Here is a 14,667-nt window from a genome sequence, read left to right on the forward strand (position 1 = left end):
ACCCTTTTTAAGCATTTTATAAAAAAAATACTTAAAAAAGAAGGAAAACAGTGAAAAGAATTTTTTCCATATTTCGTTTTCTTACATAACCAACTATTGGGGGTTCAGGAAGGGGGAACGTAAAAAAACTACTCACGATAATGAGAAAATTGTTTTAGAAACAAGTATATACGAATCTGTTTATGCACTATTTTCTTTATAACATAAGTTGAAAATCATGATTGAGGGGTGTTTATATGACAGTGCTGAGAAAATTATGGAGTAAACAAACAATGATTGCGGCGATTTCAGCTGCTGCGCTTACGCTGAGTGGCTGTGCAGCGTCAAATGCTTTAAATGAAGAAGAAGATACACCAGCTGCTGATACGGGAGATACGGTCAAGGTCGGTGTACTGCATTCATTGAGCGGTACAATGGCGATCAGTGAAGTATCACTGCGGGATGCAGAATTAATGGCCATTGAAGAAATTAACGCAGAGGGCGGCGTTCTTGGCAAGCAGATTGAACCGATTGTCGAAGATGGAGCTTCGGACTGGCCGACATTCGCCGAAAAAGCGAAAAAGCTTTTGCAGAAAGATGAAGTAGCGACTGTTTTTGGCGGCTGGACATCCGCGAGCCGAAAGGCGATGCTGCCAGTATTTGAACAGAATAATGGTCTACTCTGGTATCCGGTTCAGTACGAAGGGATGGAATCATCACCAAATATTTTCTATACAGGTGCCACAACAAATCAGCAAATCGTGCCATCTGTTACATGGCTTCTTGAAAATAAAGGGAAATCATTTTTCTTAATCGGATCTGATTATGTATTCCCTCGTACAGCAAATAAAGAAATTAAAGCACAGCTCGAAGCGGAAGACGGCACGCTTGTCGGTGAGGAATATACACCGCTTGGCCATACGGATTACAGCACGCTGATCAGCAAAATTAAAGAAGAAAAGCCAGAAGTCATTTATAACACGCTGAACGGTGACAGCAACGTTGCTTTTTTCAAGCAGCTAAAAGATGCAGGAATTACAGCGGATGACATTACGGTTCTTTCTGTCAGTATTGCAGAAGAGGAAATTCGTGGTATCGGAACAGATATTTTAACCGGGCATTATGCGGCGTGGAACTATTTCCAAACAACAGACACGCCGGAAAATGAAAAATTCGTCGCAGCTTACAAAAAAGCATATGGCGATGACCGCGTGACAGGTGATCCGATTGAAGCAGCATATAATGCCGTTTATTTATGGGCAGCTGCTGTTGAAAAAGCAGAATCATTTGATGTCGACGCCGTGAAAGAAGCAGCAGGCGGTATTGAATTTAAAGCACCGGGCGGCACCGTAACGATTGATGGCGACAACCAGCATACGTACAAAACAGTTCGTGTCGGCGAGATTCAAGCAGACGGCCAGTTTAAAGAAGTATGGAATTCAGGGGAGCCTGTTAAACCAGATCCGTATTTAGAAACATACCCTTGGGCAGAAGGCTTAAATTAATCGGGACAAATAAGGGAGGAAAACTTCTCCCTTATTTGTTTTTAAAAAGGAGTGAACAGCATGGCAGTCGTCATCACACAGCTATTTAACGGGATCAGCCTCGGGTCGATCTTGCTTCTTATTGCGCTTGGACTGGCCATTACATTTGGCTTGATGAATGTGATTAATATGGCACACGGTGAGTTTATTATGGCTGGTGCGTATACAACATACGTGGTCCAGCAGGCATTTTCACATTATGTTCCGGCCTCTTTATTTAATTATTATTATGTTGCGGCAATTCCGCTCTCATTTTTAATTGGTGCCCTGCTCGGATTTATTCTTGAAAAAACACTTATTCGATTTTTGTATCACAGACCGCTCGACAGCTTGCTTGCTACATGGGGTGTTAGTTTAATTTTGCAGCAAGTCGCACGGTCCATTTTTGGCGCACCAAACGTGGCAGTAACATCACCAACATGGCTTGACGGTGGTTTAACCATTGCTGGAGCAGTGCTTCCGTACAAACGTTTATTTATTATTGCACTTGTAACAATTTGCATGGTGTCCCTCTATTTATATCTTGATAAAACAGCAGCCGGCCGCAAAATGCGGGCTGTTACGATGAACCGCAGCATGGCATCAAGTCTTGGTGTTTCAACTAAAAAGGTAGATGCAACAGCGTTTGCGATCGGCTCAGGTCTCGCTGGGGTTGCTGGATGTGCGCTGACCGTCCTTGGCCCAATTGGTTCAACAATCGGCACGTACTATATTGTTGACGCATTTATGATTGTTATTTTAGGCGGGATTGGAAGCTTGATTGGTACGGTTTTCGGAGCACTTAGCGTCGGCATGCTGGGAACGATCGCCGAATTTTGGAGCGGTGCTTCTATGGCGAAGGTCATTGTATTTGTTGCTATTATTGCGTTTTTACAATTTAAACCGGCTGGACTGCTTTCCGCACGTACACGGTCATTAGAATAGGAGGGAGCGGAAAAATGGATAAGAAAAAACTTGGCTGCTGGCTCTTTTTTATCGCGCTGTTTTTAGGCCCTCTTTATTTAACAGAATTTCGGCTGGCGCTGATGGGTAAATTTTTATGTTTTGCTATTGTTGCTCTTGGCATCTGCCTTATCTGGGGGTATACCGGCATTTTAAGTCTCGGTCATGGGGTTTACTTCGGTATTGGCGCGTATTGCACAGCTATGTATTTGAAGCTTGAATCGTCAAATGGCCAGCTTCCGGATTTTATGGAATGGAGCGGCGTATCAGCCCTTCCAGCATTTTGGATCCCTTTTTCTAATCCGGTTTTTGCGCTGGGAGCATCCTTGATCGTTCCGGCCCTTCTTGCGTCCATGCTCGGATTTTTAACATTTAAAAACCGGATTAAGGGAGTTTATTTCTCTTTAATCAGCCAGGCTGTTGTCGTCGTATTTGTGACACTCTTTGTTGCAAAGCAGGACTGGACCGGCGGCACAAATGGATTAACGAACTTCACCACGCTTTTTGGGTTTTCACTGGCATCCCCGCTTGTGCAAATTGCCCTGTACATGCTGACAGTTATCATACTTGGCCTTTCGTTTGCTTTGGCCGCTCGTTTGACAAACAGCCGCGCGGGACGGGTATTATCCGCCGTGCGGGACGGGGAAAACAGAGTCCGCTTTTTAGGATTTAACCCGACTTCCTATAAAGTCTTTGTTTACAGCCTCTCAGCCGCGCTTGCGGGTCTTGCGGGCACACTATTTGTCCTGCAGGTCGGTCTTATTTCCCCGGCAATGATGGGAATTATTCCTTCTATTGAAATGGTGTTATGGGTAGCCGTAGGCGGCCGGCATTCGTTAATTGGCGCCATTTTAGGAGCGGTGATCGTTAACAGCGCCAAAAGCTTCTTCAGCGAAACGTATCCAGATATATGGTCCATCTTTTTAGGACTTCTTTTCATTATTGTCGTGATGTTCTTGCCGAATGGCATTGTCGGCGCCTTTGAGTCGTGGAACGAAAAACGAAATAAAGCGAAACAAAAAGGAGGAACTGCCGATGCAGCCGATTCTGTCGTGTCGTGATGTGCGGGTTTCATTTAATGGGTTTCAGGCACTTCAAGGTGTTGATTTGGAAGTGAAGCCGCAAGAAGTCCGTTTTTTAATCGGACCGAACGGCGCGGGAAAAACAACGCTGCTGGATGTAATCTGTGGGAAAACAAAGGCGAGCGACGGCGACGTATTATACCGCCAGGTGGAAAACATTCGCAAGCTGCAAGAGCATGAGATTGTTCGTCTTGGTATTACGCGTAAATTTCAAGCTCCTTCCATTTTTGCGAATTTGACTGTGTGGGAGAACCTGGAGCTTTCGCTAAAACAGGAACGGGGTCTCTGGTCTGTCATGCGGGCCAAAATGACAGGTGAAGGCAAAGAAAAAATGGAAGCAATGCTAAGTCGGATTGGCTTAATGGATCAGCGCGATCAGTTAGCAGGCATGCTTGCACATGGGCAAAAACAATGGCTCGAAATCGGCATGCAGCTTATGCAGGATCCAGAGATTTTACTGCTGGATGAGCCAATTGCGGGGATGAGCAGCACCGAGCGCCATAAAACGGGTGAACTTATTCATGAAATTTCAACGGCCTGCTCCGTCCTGATTGTAGAGCATGATATGGAGTTCGTCCGGAATTTTTCAAAGCAAGTGACCGTCATGCATGAAGGCAAAGTGCTTTGCGAGGGAACGATGTCGGAAATTCAGCAAAATGAACAGGTGGCAGAAGTATACCTCGGAAGGAGAGAAAGCGCATGTTAACAGTTCAATCAATCCGGGCGGGATACGATGAAAGCATGGTTTTAAATAATGTGTCTATTCAGGCGGAAATTGGGAAGGTAACAGCGGTGCTTGGACGGAACGGTGTCGGGAAGTCTACACTTATTAAAACGATTGCCGGTCTGCTTAAGCCAGCAGCTGGATCGATAGAGTGGATGGACGAAAGAATTGAAAAAAAGGCCCCAGAACTTCGGGCAAGAAGCGGCATTGCGTATGTGCCGCAAGGACGAGAAATTTTCCCCTCCTTAACAGTAGAGGAAAACCTGCTGCTCGGACTTGAAGTCTTGCCAAAGAAAGAGCGACATGGCCTGCCGGATCAAATATTCGAGTGGTTTCCGGTACTCCGTGAGATGGTGCACCGCAAAGGCGGCGACCTGAGCGGCGGCCAGCAGCAGCAGCTGGCGATTGCGAGAGCGATCGTCGGCAAACCGAAAATGCTTCTCCTGGATGAGCCGATGGAGGGAATCCAGCCGTCTATTGTGCAGCTCATTCAAGATGTGATCATCGAGATTGCATCAAGTCAGGAGATGGGGATTATTCTAGTGGAGCACAGCCTTGACCTTGCGTTTGCATGTGCCGATTATTACTATATTTTGGATCACGGAACGGTCGTAAGCGAAGGTGTAACAGATACGACGCATAAAGATATTGTAAAACAACATTTAGTGGTCTAAAAACAGTAAGAAGGATAAAAAATCCTTCTTTTTTTATACGCAAATGTAATTGTCAGAAAAGATTAATTCCTTTTTTTCCTTAATCAAGCTATAATAATGTTAGGAAATATGACATGTCACTGAGTTGGTACAAGATTTTTGGTTTAAAATGGGTTCAGTGACAAGCTGCATATAGAAAAGAAAGAAGGGATCTTTAGTGAAGCTGACGGCACGTGAGCAGGAAAAATTGATGATTGTCGTAGCAGCAGATTTAGCCCGCCGTCGTAAAGACAGAGGATTAAAGATGAATTATCCAGAATCCATCGCCCTTATAACGTATGAGGTGATGGAAGGAGCGCGTGACGGAAAATCGGTACCGGAATTAATGCAGTTTGGGGCAACGATTTTGTCACGGGATGATGTGATGGAAGGGATTCCGGAAATGATTGAAGACATTCAAGTAGAAGCGACATTCCCGGACGGCACAAAGCTTGTGACCGTTCATGACCCGATAAGATGAGGAGGAGCAAAAATGATACCTGGTGAATACAAGCTGCGCGGAGACGCAGTCGTATGCAACGAAGGAAAAGAAGAAGTGTCCGTTTTTGTGACGAACCGGGGCGACCGGCCGGTGCAGGTCGGCTCGCATTTTCATTTTGCGGAAGTAAACGCGTCGCTTGAGTTTGACCGTGATCAAGCGTTCGGAATGAGATTAAACATTCCAGCAGGCACAGCGGTCCGTTTTGAACCGGGAGATGGCAAGCCGGTCGCGCTCATTCCGTTTTCAGGAACGCGGCACGTATACGGGTTAAATAATGGCGTGAATGGCGCGCTTGATAAGGAGGGGAATTCATGAGTTTTCACATGCCGCGACGCCAATACGCAGATATGTTTGGACCAACGACCGGTGACTGTGTCCGTCTCGCTGACACGGAGCTCTTTATTGAAATTGAAAAAGACTATACGGTCTATGGAGATGAAGTGAAGTTCGGCGGCGGGAAAGTGATTCGGGATGGGATGGGGCAGCACCCGCTTGCCACGCGGGCTGAATCCGTTGATCTTGTGCTGACCAATGCGATTGTGCTTGATTATACAGGTATCTATAAAGCGGACATTGGCATTAAAGATGGGATGATTGCGGCAATTGGCAAAGCGGGCAACCCACTCCTGATGGACGGCGTGGACATCGTGATCGGCGCATCGACAGAAGTCATCGCGGCAGAAGGGAAAATTGTAACAGCTGGCGGCATCGATTCCCACATTCATTTTATTTGCCCGCAGCAAATTGAAACGGCGCTGGCATCCGGCGTGACAACGATGATTGGCGGCGGAACGGGCCCTGCCACAGGAACAAATGCGACAACGTGTACACCGGGCGAATGGAACATTTTCCGCATGCTCGAAGCGGCGGAAGCCTTCCCGATGAATATCGGCTTTCTGGGAAAAGGAAATGCATCCGGGCTTGAGCCGCTTGAAGAACAGATTGAAGCAGGAGCGATTGGCTTAAAGCTTCATGAAGACTGGGGCACAACAGCAGCTGCGATTGATGCGAGCTTAAAAACAGCTGACAAGTATGACGTACAGGTGGCGATTCATTCTGACACGTTAAATGAAGGCGGCTTTGTGGAAGATACGATTGCGGCGATCGACGGCCGGGTCATTCATACATACCATACGGAAGGAGCGGGCGGCGGCCACGCGCCGGATATTATAAAAGCGGCCGGCTATCCAAACATTCTTCCTTCATCCACAAATCCGACCCGTCCGTATACAGTAAACACACTGGATGAGCATTTGGATATGCTTATGGTGTGCCACCACCTTGATCCGTCCGTGCCGGAAGACATTGCGTTTGCAGATTCACGTATCCGGAAAGAAACGATTGCGGCGGAAGACATTTTGCACGACCTCGGCGTGTTCAGCATGATCAGCTCTGATTCGCAGGCGATGGGGCGGATTGGCGAAGTGATTTTGCGTACGTGGCAGACGGCGGACAAAATGAAAAAGCAGCGTGGAAAAATGGAAGAAGAAACAGGCGAAGGCGATAACTTCCGGGCGAAGCGCTATGTGGCAAAATATACGATTAATCCGGCGCTCACACACGGCATTTCCGATTATGTCGGTTCTGTTGAAAAAGGAAAATTGGCGGACCTTGTGCTGTGGGAACCAGCCTTTTTTGGCGTAAAACCGGAGCTGGTTTTAAAAGGCGGACTGATTGCACACAGCGTCATGGGTGACCCGAATGCATCCATTCCAACACCGCAGCCGGCATTGTACCGGCCGATGTTTGCGAGCTTCGGTAAAGCGCTTTTCAAAACATCAATGACATTTATGTCCAAAGCCGCGATTGAGCGTGGCGTACCGGAAAAGCTGGGTCTTGAGAAAATGATCCGGCCGGTTGGGGGTATCCGTACATTGCAAAAAAGCGATATGAAATACAACGGGGAAACACCGGATATTGATGTGGACCCGCAAACATATGAAGTAAAAGTAGACGGAAAGCTTGCCACGTGCGAGCCGGCGGAAATCGTTCCGATGGCACAGCGCTATTTCTTATTTTAAGGTGGGATACAGGTGATTATTGAAAAAGTGGTTGGAAACGTCGTTACAGGTGAGACTCGTGCGCCGCATACAGAACGCGTCTTTCTGGCGAGTGATGAGCTGGTGAAAAGAATTCAGCGTGTGAAAACGGATCATGGGCGTGAGCTTGGCATCCGGCTTCGAGAGCCGAAAGATTTACAGGATGGCGATATTTTATATCGTGATGAAAAAAATATGATTATCATTAGTGTTCTTGCTGACGATGTACTGACGATTATGCCGGAATCGATCGGCCAAATGGGCGATATAGCCCATCAGCTTGGCAACCGCCATTTGCCGGCTCAGTTTGAAGGCGATGAAATGATCGTGCAGTATGATTATTTAGTCGAAGAACTGCTGCAGCAGCTGGGCATTCCATTTCGCCGGGAAGAGCGTCAGGTGAAAAAAGCGTTCCGCCATATCGGCCACAGCCATGATTAATCCGATGCTGTCCTTCATGCAGCTGTGTGATTCTAATTTTCCGTCCGGTGCGTTTTCGCATTCGTTCGGGCTGGAAACATACATTTATGAAGGCGCCATCCATGACGCGGCCACATTTGAAGCCGCGATGCGTATTTTTATGGTGAATCAAATGGCCTATACAGACGCTCTTGCCTGCCGGCTCGCGTATGAGGCGATTGAAAACGGGCAATTTGACGATGTTATTGAGCTGGATCACGTTCTTTTAGCACTTTCGCTGTCCAAAGAAACACGGGAAGGCACAAGGCGGATCGGGGAGCGAATGGCGAAGTTGTGCTCCGATTTATACGAAAGTCCGCTGATCGACACATATTATCAGCGCATTCGCCAAAAAGAAGCGAACGGCCATCCTTCAATTGTGTTTGCACTGGCGGCTCATCATTTGGGGGCAGAAAAAACGGACGCGATCGGCGCGCACCTTTTTTCCAGTATTCATTCACTCATTCAAAACGCAGTACGGGCGATTCCGCTCGGACAGACAGACGGCCAGCGCATCCTATTGGCCCTTCAGCCGCTTATTCAGGATATGGCGGTCCAAACAGAAACGATGACGGAAGATGAGCTTGGCATGAATATGCCGGGTCTGGAAATTGCGCAAATGCGGCATGAACAGCTGCCCGTTCGGCTGTTTATGTCATAAATCATAAAAGGAGCTGAATAGTATGGAACCAGTACGTATTGGCGTCGGCGGTCCAGTGGGCGCCGGCAAAACGATGCTTGTTGAAAAATTAACACGGGCGCTGAACAATGAATTTAGTATGGCGGTCGTCACAAATGATATTTATACGAAAGAAGACGCGCAGTTTTTAATGAAAAACGGTGTTTTGCCGGAAGAGCGGATCATCGGTGTGGAGACAGGGGGCTGTCCGCACACCGCGATTCGTGAAGATGCGTCGATGAACTTTGCGGCCATTGATGAATTAAACGAAGCGCATCCTGATTTGGACATTATTTTTGTCGAAAGCGGCGGTGATAACCTGGCAGCGACGTTCAGCCCGGAACTAGTGGACTTCTCCATATATATTATTGATGTCGCGCAAGGAGAAAAAATTCCGCGTAAAGGCGGACAGGGCATGATCAAGTCGGATTTGTTTATTATTAATAAAACCGACCTCGCTCCGTACGTTGGCGCGAATTTAGATGTAATGGCAGAGGATACGAAAAAATCACGCGGCGAAAACAAGCCGTTTTTCTTCACTAATTTAAAAGATGAGACCGGGCTTGATGACGTGGTGAAGTGGATTAAAGAAAATGCGCTCCTAATGGGACTCGAAGCATGAGGATGACCGGCACGCTGCGCATGAAAGCGGTCTGCCGGGGCGAGAAAACCGTCGTGGCGGATACGTATTTTGACGGCGCCTTTAAAGTAGCGCGTCCGGTGTATTTTCAAGAAAACGAGCCGACTGTTTACAGCCTGCATGTCGGGGGCGGCTACATCGGCGGTGACCGCTATCACACGGACGTTGTTCTTGAACAAGATGCGAGAATGACGCTGACGACCCAGTCAGCAGCGAAAGTATACAAAACACCAAACGCGCCAGTGCATCAGTCGATGACGATTTCGCTTGCACAAGGCAGTGTGTTTATGTACTTGCCGGACCCGCTGATCGCATATGAGCAGGCGCGCTTTCAGCAGGAAACGGTTATTCATATGGAAAAAGGATCCACGTTGCTGTACAGTGATAGTATGACGCCCGGCTGGTCGAAAAGCGGCGATCCGTTTCGATATGATTGGATTCGATCAAAGGTGAAAATATATGAAGACGATTCTCTTCAAGCATATGATCATCTGTTTTTAAAGCCGGAAGAGCACGATTTATTTTCGCTCATGCAAATGGAGGGCTATACACACGTTGGCTCACTTTTTATCGTTTCGCCTATGCTGCAAAAAGATTGGCAGGAAGCGCTGGGCCGCCTGCTGGAATCATATAATGAGCAGGCGCGTATTGGATTTTCTACGCTGAAAAACGGCGGATGTACGATTCGAATTTTAGCCAACGCTTCGTATGTGATCGAAAACATCATTTTGCAGTGCACAAACTGGATGCGCAGCAAGCTTGACCAGGAGCCAGTGCAGTTAAGAAAGTATTGAAAAGGGGAACAAATCATGATTCAAGGCGGACTTTTATCTATTTTACTGCTCGGGTTCACATTGGGCATTAAGCATGCGACAGAACCTGATCACGTCATCGCGGTTTCAACGATCGCAAGCCGGACGAAGAAGCTGTCCCGCTCTTCGCTGGCAGGTGTATTTTGGGGGCTCGGACATACAGCGACCCTTCTTATTATTGGTGTAACAGCCGTAGCGCTCGGTCAGCACATTCCAGAAAATGTGGCGGCGCTGCTTGAATTTTTCGTCGGCATGATGCTTGTTTATTTAGGGGTGAACGGTGTGCGTAAAAGCCGGACGGTAGAAGAAGACGGCAAACACCAGCATTTTCACAAAAAATCGTTTGTGATCGGCGTCATTCATGGGCTTGCCGGAAGTGCGGCGATGGTATTATTGACCGCGACAACGGCAAATACCGGTTCAGAAGCATTTCAGTTTATTTTAATTTTCGGTGCCGGCACGGTCATGGGGATGCTTCTCTTTACAACCCTTTTAGGCCTCCCGTTTTTAGTGACGTCTAAAAAAGCCATCCCGATTGTGCTGGTGCGGATCACATCAGTGATCAGCGTCGTTTACGGATTGTATTATATGTTCCAGACAGGTTCTAGCTTCCTTTCATGAAAACGGGCTGTTCCGAAAATCAGTGAAAACTGGCTTTCGAGAACAGCCTATTTCATTTGTGATCGTCAGCATGGGAGAATCCGAATCCTTCTTTTTTTCTTGTTCACTATGGTGCGCGGGATGTGCATGAGTGATGTCTCTTTGATGATTTTGTATGGGAGCCGATAGAGCGGCGGGCACGCGGCTTCGCGTTCCGCGGGGCAGGCGATGAGCCGTTTCCGCCGCTTTGCGCCTCCACCGGTCTCATCCGGCCCGCTAGTCCCGCAGGAGTCTACACCGCGCGCCCACCACCACTGCTTTTAAAAGAACAGAACGTGCAAGAGCCGGTTCGTACGGGCGGCTCGCTGGTGGCCCGCGGAAAGCCGAGTCCATTTTGTTTCACCTATCGGCTCTTTTCATAAAACGATTCTTCCCATCAATACGCTTGTTCGTTTACGGCAATAGAATCTTTTTTCAAAAAAAAGTGGCGACTTTGTCGACAGTCTCAAACCTCGAATTCATCAACTCGAGATTTTTTTATTTGATTTTTATCGTTTTTTCTATTTGAAATAAGTGGAGCTGTTTTTTTCTTTTATAGTATGGCTTCAGCTAAAAGTGCATACGATTGAATTTTGTCCTCATAATGATACACATTGGTAATGACCATGAACTCATCCGTTTGATAGACCTCGCTTAGTAAAAGGAGCTCGTCCCTTACTTTTTGAGGGGTTCCAATGATCATTCGTTTCCTATTTTCTTTTACTTTTTCTTTGTCAGTTGCAGTAAGGATCCAGTTTTTTGCCTCTTCAATAGTGGGTATTCTTGTGTCACCGCCTTTTTCAACAGCTAACAGCCATGCATCCTGGCTGAGTGCGATTTCCTCCGCTTTTTCCTCGGAAGAAGCGCACACAATAAATAGGCAAACATTCACTTTTGGCTGTCCCAGCATTCTTGACGGCTGAAAATTATTTAAATAATGATTTATAGCTCTCTGCCCATTATGAGGATTGATAAAGTGTCCATATGTAAAGGCAGTGCCTTCTTCAGCCGCTACTCTGGCTCCGCGATGTGTGACGCCTAACATCCACATCTCAGGAATACTTTCGATAATAGGATACGCTTTTACAGTTTCATCTGATCCCTCATTTGTTAAATATCCCTGCAGGTCTTTTACTTGTCTCGGAAATTCATTTAAGCTTTTTCTAACCCCATCTGTAAGGGCCAAACGAGTCTCGGTGGAACCACCCGGTGAGCGGCCTACTCCTAAATCAATTCTGTTTGGAAATAATGCTTCTAATACTTTAAAGTTCTCAGCGATTTTATATGGACTGTACTGGGGGAGAAGGACACCTCCTGATCCTACCCGAATAGACTTGGTGCCTGAAGCAATATGAGAAATTAAAACCTCCGGCGAGGAACCCGCAATTCCGTTTGTATTATGATGTTCAGCCACCCAAAAGCGGGTATATCCCATTTCTTCTGTTATCTGGGCTAATTTAAGCGTATTCCTCAAGGCTGACGCTCCATTGCCGCCTGTAGGAATAACGGATTGATCAAGAACACTTAACCTCATTTCAAATTATCACCTGCCCATCAATATTGTATGTACTCTGCTTTAAAAAAGATATGTGGTTAGACAGCACAAGTAAAGAAAGAAGATCTTAAAAAGATTTTCCCCAAACTTCGTAAATATAGTAACGAATTGGAGAGCGGATGAAAACCACTTTTGTTTTTAACTGATTACAAAACGAAAGAAACCTCTGACGCACCAAATATTTTCTTCGAATAAGGAAATAATAGATGGACCATAGAAAAGGGGAGAGTCATTTGTCTTACATCTATAATTTGTATAGCTCTGAAGAAGGGCATTTTGGGATTTCGCATGCCTGCCATATTAAATGTGATTTACCACCGCATAAGTTTCGTTCTATTTTGATGGAATACCGGCGCGATAATGAACTGCGTACCGATATAGAAGCGTTTATCAAATACATGCAAGGTACTTTTTCTTCTTTTCGCTTATTTGATTATGACGATACGATACAATTTGATGCGGATCAAGAGAACAGTACCATTCTGGCTAACCTGTTAGATGAAATAAACCGGACCGTTTGAGAATGACTTCTTTCCTTTTCAACACAAACGCATTTCTGTATTCAATTTCTCCTCAAGGAACCCAATCACCATATATACGCAGTAACATATCTTCAAGAGAGGGGACGAACCGGAGCCATTTTAAGAAAACAGAATCCTTATTATAAGCCTGCAAATCGGATGTCAGTCTGTAGGGGAATTCTTGATTATTATTAAATTGCATTGAAAAGCCTACATATTCAAAATATCTGTTTTTTGTTTATTAATGGAGGAAAAGGACACAATGTCTAATCATTAAAATCCGTCAAAGGAGAATGTAGGTATGGACTCAAATTGGAAAAAACAATTACTTGTTAGTGGAATAGCTGCTATGTTAACCCTTGGACTAGCTGGTTGTGGAGATGGAGGAGACGAAAATAATGGTAATAACAACGGAAAGCAAGAGGATGAACAAAATAACCACAGTGATATAAATGAGGGAATGGACCAGAAGAACGATACGGGCATTAACGAGGATGACCAGATAGAATTGGATCCAAATGATGAGAACGATAAAGGGAATGGAGTAAATGATGGTGGGGATCAGGAGAGTGGCGCGGACAAAGAGGATGCGAATGGTTTATATGACGGGGAAGATCAGAACAATGGGTTTGAGGATGAGAAAGGAAATGATCATTAAAACAATAGTCCAGAAATAGCTGCGAGTGTGCGGCCATTCCTGGACTCCTTTGCATTTATTCTTTAACGAATTCCTTTGTGCTTCTCACTGTATCGATCGGGCGGACTAATTTTTCAATTTCTTCTCGTTTTGGCTCTAAGAATGGAGGCAAAGATAATTTTTCCCCAAGGGTTTCATAAGATTCATCACCCATAAACCCTGGACCGTCCGTCGCAAGCTCAAATAAAATTTGCGGAGCTACTCTGGTGTACAAAGACTCGAAAAAGAAACGATCAACATGACCGGACGTCTGAAATCCGAAACTGTGGTAACGCTCATTCCATTCATCCAGGGCAGCCCGGTCTTCAACCCGGAATGCAACGTGGTGAACGGTGCCGAAACCTTGCTGCGCTTCCGGAAGGAGAACATTATGTTCAACGATTACCTGCGCCCCGTTACCGCCCTCGCCGACTTCAAATAAAAGAAAGGATCCTTCTTTGCCAATTTCTTTGAACTGAAGGACTTTTTCCAGCATTTCTTTAAAATAATCAACGTTTGCAATACGGATAAATATAGGCCCTAAACCGGTAATCGCATACTGCAGCGGTATTGGCCCGTTTTGCCAAGGTGTACCTGAAGCAACGCCTTCATTGAATTCATCTGAAATCAATTGATACTGCTGGTCATCAAAGTCTGCAAAAGAAACAGTTTTCTGGCCAAATTGCTCTTTAATGCCGGAGTGTTTTACTTCCAGACGGTCAAAACGCTTTACCCAGTAATCCATGGCTGCATCATTTGGCACCCGGAAAGATGTCTTGGAAATTTCATTTGTCCCGTGAACCCCTTTTTGAATACCAGGAAAGTCAAAAAACGTCATATCAGTCCCTGCGCTGCCGGTGTCATCCGCAAAAAATAAATGATAGGTTTGAATATCATCTTGATTCACGGTCTTTTTAACGAGGCGCATCCCTAAAACATATGTGAAAAATTCATAATTTTTTTCTGCACTGCTCGTAATAGCGGTTACGTGGTGTATGCCTTTTAAGCCGTTGTTCATTATCAATTCCTCCAATTGAGCGATAAACGATGCTCATTTCTTTTTTTTATTAGAAGCTTCTTCTTTTTCGTGCCGGTTCTTACAGGATAAATAACTATATAAGTTGAATTAACCTTCTTGCTTTCTCCGCTTCCTATCATGGGATCCCTTTTTAAAAAGCAGGG

General features: G+C 45.8%; 17 protein-coding genes. 15 read left to right on the plus strand and 2 right to left on the minus strand.

Annotated elements, in window-relative coordinates:
* The first annotated feature begins 272 nt into the window (after positions 1-272).
* From urtA to VQ00_RS10580, 13 genes are all read left to right on the plus strand, one after another.
* Positions 273-1,484 (plus strand): urea ABC transporter substrate-binding protein, encoded by a 1,212-nt coding sequence (gene urtA, locus VQ00_RS10520; protein ID WP_245618102.1) that lies wholly within the window; start codon positions 273-275, stop codon positions 1,482-1,484.
* 60 nt (positions 1,485-1,544) lie between these two features.
* Positions 1,545-2,447: an urea ABC transporter permease subunit UrtB gene (urtB, locus tag VQ00_RS10525; RefSeq protein WP_046180093.1), complete on the plus strand. Its 903-nt coding sequence runs from the start codon at positions 1,545-1,547 to the stop codon at positions 2,445-2,447.
* Positions 2,448-2,461: 14 nt separating this feature from the next.
* Positions 2,462-3,526 carry an urea ABC transporter permease subunit UrtC gene (gene urtC / locus VQ00_RS10530; protein ID WP_046180094.1) on the plus strand — a complete coding sequence of 355 codons (1,065 nt, stop codon included), beginning with the start codon at positions 2,462-2,464 and terminating at the stop codon, positions 3,524-3,526.
* Complete coding sequence (gene urtD / locus VQ00_RS10535) at positions 3,501-4,253, plus strand: urea ABC transporter ATP-binding protein UrtD (RefSeq protein WP_046180095.1); 753 nt, start codon at positions 3,501-3,503, stop codon at positions 4,251-4,253. The genes urtC and urtD overlap by 26 nt, the downstream gene beginning before the upstream one ends.
* A complete protein-coding gene (gene urtE, locus VQ00_RS10540; protein ID WP_046180096.1) occupies positions 4,247-4,945 on the plus strand; it encodes an urea ABC transporter ATP-binding subunit UrtE in 699 nt (232 codons plus the stop codon). Before urtD ends, urtE begins: the two co-directional genes overlap by 7 nt.
* 196 nt (positions 4,946-5,141) lie before the next feature.
* Positions 5,142-5,444, plus strand: a complete 303-nt coding sequence (locus tag VQ00_RS10545) for an urease subunit gamma (protein WP_046180097.1) — start codon at positions 5,142-5,144, stop codon at positions 5,442-5,444.
* A gap of 12 nt (positions 5,445-5,456) precedes the next feature.
* Positions 5,457-5,780 (plus strand): urease subunit beta, encoded by a 324-nt coding sequence (locus tag VQ00_RS10550; RefSeq protein WP_046180098.1) that lies wholly within the window; start codon positions 5,457-5,459, stop codon positions 5,778-5,780.
* Entirely contained in the window at positions 5,777-7,486 is a 1,710-nt protein-coding gene (ureC, locus tag VQ00_RS10555) for an urease subunit alpha (protein ID WP_046180099.1), read from the plus strand. Before VQ00_RS10550 ends, ureC begins: the two co-directional genes overlap by 4 nt.
* 12 nt (positions 7,487-7,498) lie before the next feature.
* Complete coding sequence (ureE, locus tag VQ00_RS10560) at positions 7,499-7,945, plus strand: urease accessory protein UreE (protein ID WP_046180100.1); 447 nt, start codon at positions 7,499-7,501, stop codon at positions 7,943-7,945.
* Positions 7,938-8,624 carry an urease accessory protein UreF gene (locus VQ00_RS10565; protein ID WP_082091534.1) on the plus strand — a complete coding sequence of 229 codons (687 nt, stop codon included), beginning with the start codon at positions 7,938-7,940 and terminating at the stop codon, positions 8,622-8,624. Before ureE ends, VQ00_RS10565 begins: the two co-directional genes overlap by 8 nt.
* Before the next feature lie 22 nt (positions 8,625-8,646).
* Entirely contained in the window at positions 8,647-9,264 is a 618-nt protein-coding gene (gene ureG / locus VQ00_RS10570; protein ID WP_046180101.1) for an urease accessory protein UreG, read from the plus strand.
* Positions 9,261-10,076: an urease accessory protein UreD gene (locus VQ00_RS10575; RefSeq protein WP_046180102.1), complete on the plus strand. Its 816-nt coding sequence runs from the start codon at positions 9,261-9,263 to the stop codon at positions 10,074-10,076. Before ureG ends, VQ00_RS10575 begins: the two co-directional genes overlap by 4 nt.
* Positions 10,077-10,091: 15 nt before the next feature.
* On the plus strand, positions 10,092-10,715 hold the full coding sequence (locus VQ00_RS10580; protein ID WP_046180103.1) for a HoxN/HupN/NixA family nickel/cobalt transporter: 624 nt from the start codon (positions 10,092-10,094) through the stop codon (positions 10,713-10,715).
* Between the two features lie 571 nt (positions 10,716-11,286).
* Here VQ00_RS10580 and VQ00_RS10585 read toward each other — a convergent pair.
* The gene (locus VQ00_RS10585; RefSeq protein WP_046180104.1) at positions 11,287-12,267 is read right to left on the minus strand and encodes an LLM class flavin-dependent oxidoreductase; all 981 of its coding nucleotides are present in this window, start codon (positions 12,265-12,267) and stop codon (positions 11,287-11,289) included.
* 254 nt (positions 12,268-12,521) lie between these two features.
* Between VQ00_RS10585 and VQ00_RS10590 the strand changes: the two genes are divergently transcribed.
* Both VQ00_RS10590 and VQ00_RS10595 read left to right on the plus strand, forming a co-directional pair.
* Positions 12,522-12,809 carry a hypothetical protein gene (locus VQ00_RS10590; protein ID WP_046180105.1) on the plus strand — a complete coding sequence of 96 codons (288 nt, stop codon included), beginning with the start codon at positions 12,522-12,524 and terminating at the stop codon, positions 12,807-12,809.
* Positions 12,810-13,110: 301 nt separating this feature from the next.
* A complete protein-coding gene (locus VQ00_RS10595; RefSeq protein ID WP_046180106.1) occupies positions 13,111-13,467 on the plus strand; it encodes a hypothetical protein in 357 nt (118 codons plus the stop codon).
* A 55-nt stretch (positions 13,468-13,522) separates the two neighbouring features.
* Here VQ00_RS10595 and VQ00_RS10600 read toward each other — a convergent pair whose 3' ends face one another.
* A complete protein-coding gene (locus VQ00_RS10600; RefSeq protein ID WP_046180107.1) occupies positions 13,523-14,503 on the minus strand; it encodes a ring-cleaving dioxygenase in 981 nt (326 codons plus the stop codon).
* Positions 14,504-14,667: the final 164 nt, after the last annotated feature.

Source organism: Domibacillus tundrae (assembly GCF_000970675.1).
In the GTDB taxonomy this organism is placed as follows: Bacteria; Bacillota; Bacilli; order Bacillales; family Domibacillaceae; genus Domibacillus; species Domibacillus tundrae.

What these genes read in the sequence shown, in the direction of transcription:
- urtA (WP_245618102.1), top strand. Translation starts at nt 273, where the DNA reads ATGATTGCGGCGATTTCAGCTGCTGCGCTTACGCTGAGTGGCTGTGCA.
- urtB (WP_046180093.1), top strand. Translation starts at nt 1,545, where the DNA reads ATGGCAGTCGTCATCACACAGCTATTTAACGGGATCAGCCTCGGGTCG.
- urtC (WP_046180094.1), top strand. Translation starts at nt 2,462, where the DNA reads ATGGATAAGAAAAAACTTGGCTGCTGGCTCTTTTTTATCGCGCTGTTT.
- urtD (WP_046180095.1), top strand. Translation starts at nt 3,501, where the DNA reads ATGCAGCCGATTCTGTCGTGTCGTGATGTGCGGGTTTCATTTAATGGG.
- urtE (WP_046180096.1), top strand. Translation starts at nt 4,247, where the DNA reads ATGTTAACAGTTCAATCAATCCGGGCGGGATACGATGAAAGCATGGTT.
- VQ00_RS10550 (WP_046180098.1), top strand. Translation starts at nt 5,457, where the DNA reads ATGATACCTGGTGAATACAAGCTGCGCGGAGACGCAGTCGTATGCAAC.
- ureC (WP_046180099.1), top strand. Translation starts at nt 5,777, where the DNA reads ATGAGTTTTCACATGCCGCGACGCCAATACGCAGATATGTTTGGACCA.
- VQ00_RS10565 (WP_082091534.1), top strand. Translation starts at nt 7,938, where the DNA reads ATGATTAATCCGATGCTGTCCTTCATGCAGCTGTGTGATTCTAATTTT.
- ureG (WP_046180101.1), top strand. Translation starts at nt 8,647, where the DNA reads ATGGAACCAGTACGTATTGGCGTCGGCGGTCCAGTGGGCGCCGGCAAA.
- VQ00_RS10575 (WP_046180102.1), top strand. Translation starts at nt 9,261, where the DNA reads ATGAGGATGACCGGCACGCTGCGCATGAAAGCGGTCTGCCGGGGCGAG.
- VQ00_RS10580 (WP_046180103.1), top strand. Translation starts at nt 10,092, where the DNA reads ATGATTCAAGGCGGACTTTTATCTATTTTACTGCTCGGGTTCACATTG.
- VQ00_RS10585 (WP_046180104.1), bottom strand. Translation starts at nt 12,267, where the DNA reads ATGAGGTTAAGTGTTCTTGATCAATCCGTTATTCCTACAGGCGGCAAT.
- VQ00_RS10595 (WP_046180106.1), top strand. Translation starts at nt 13,111, where the DNA reads ATGGACTCAAATTGGAAAAAACAATTACTTGTTAGTGGAATAGCTGCT.
- VQ00_RS10600 (WP_046180107.1), bottom strand. Translation starts at nt 14,503, where the DNA reads ATGAACAACGGCTTAAAAGGCATACACCACGTAACCGCTATTACGAGC.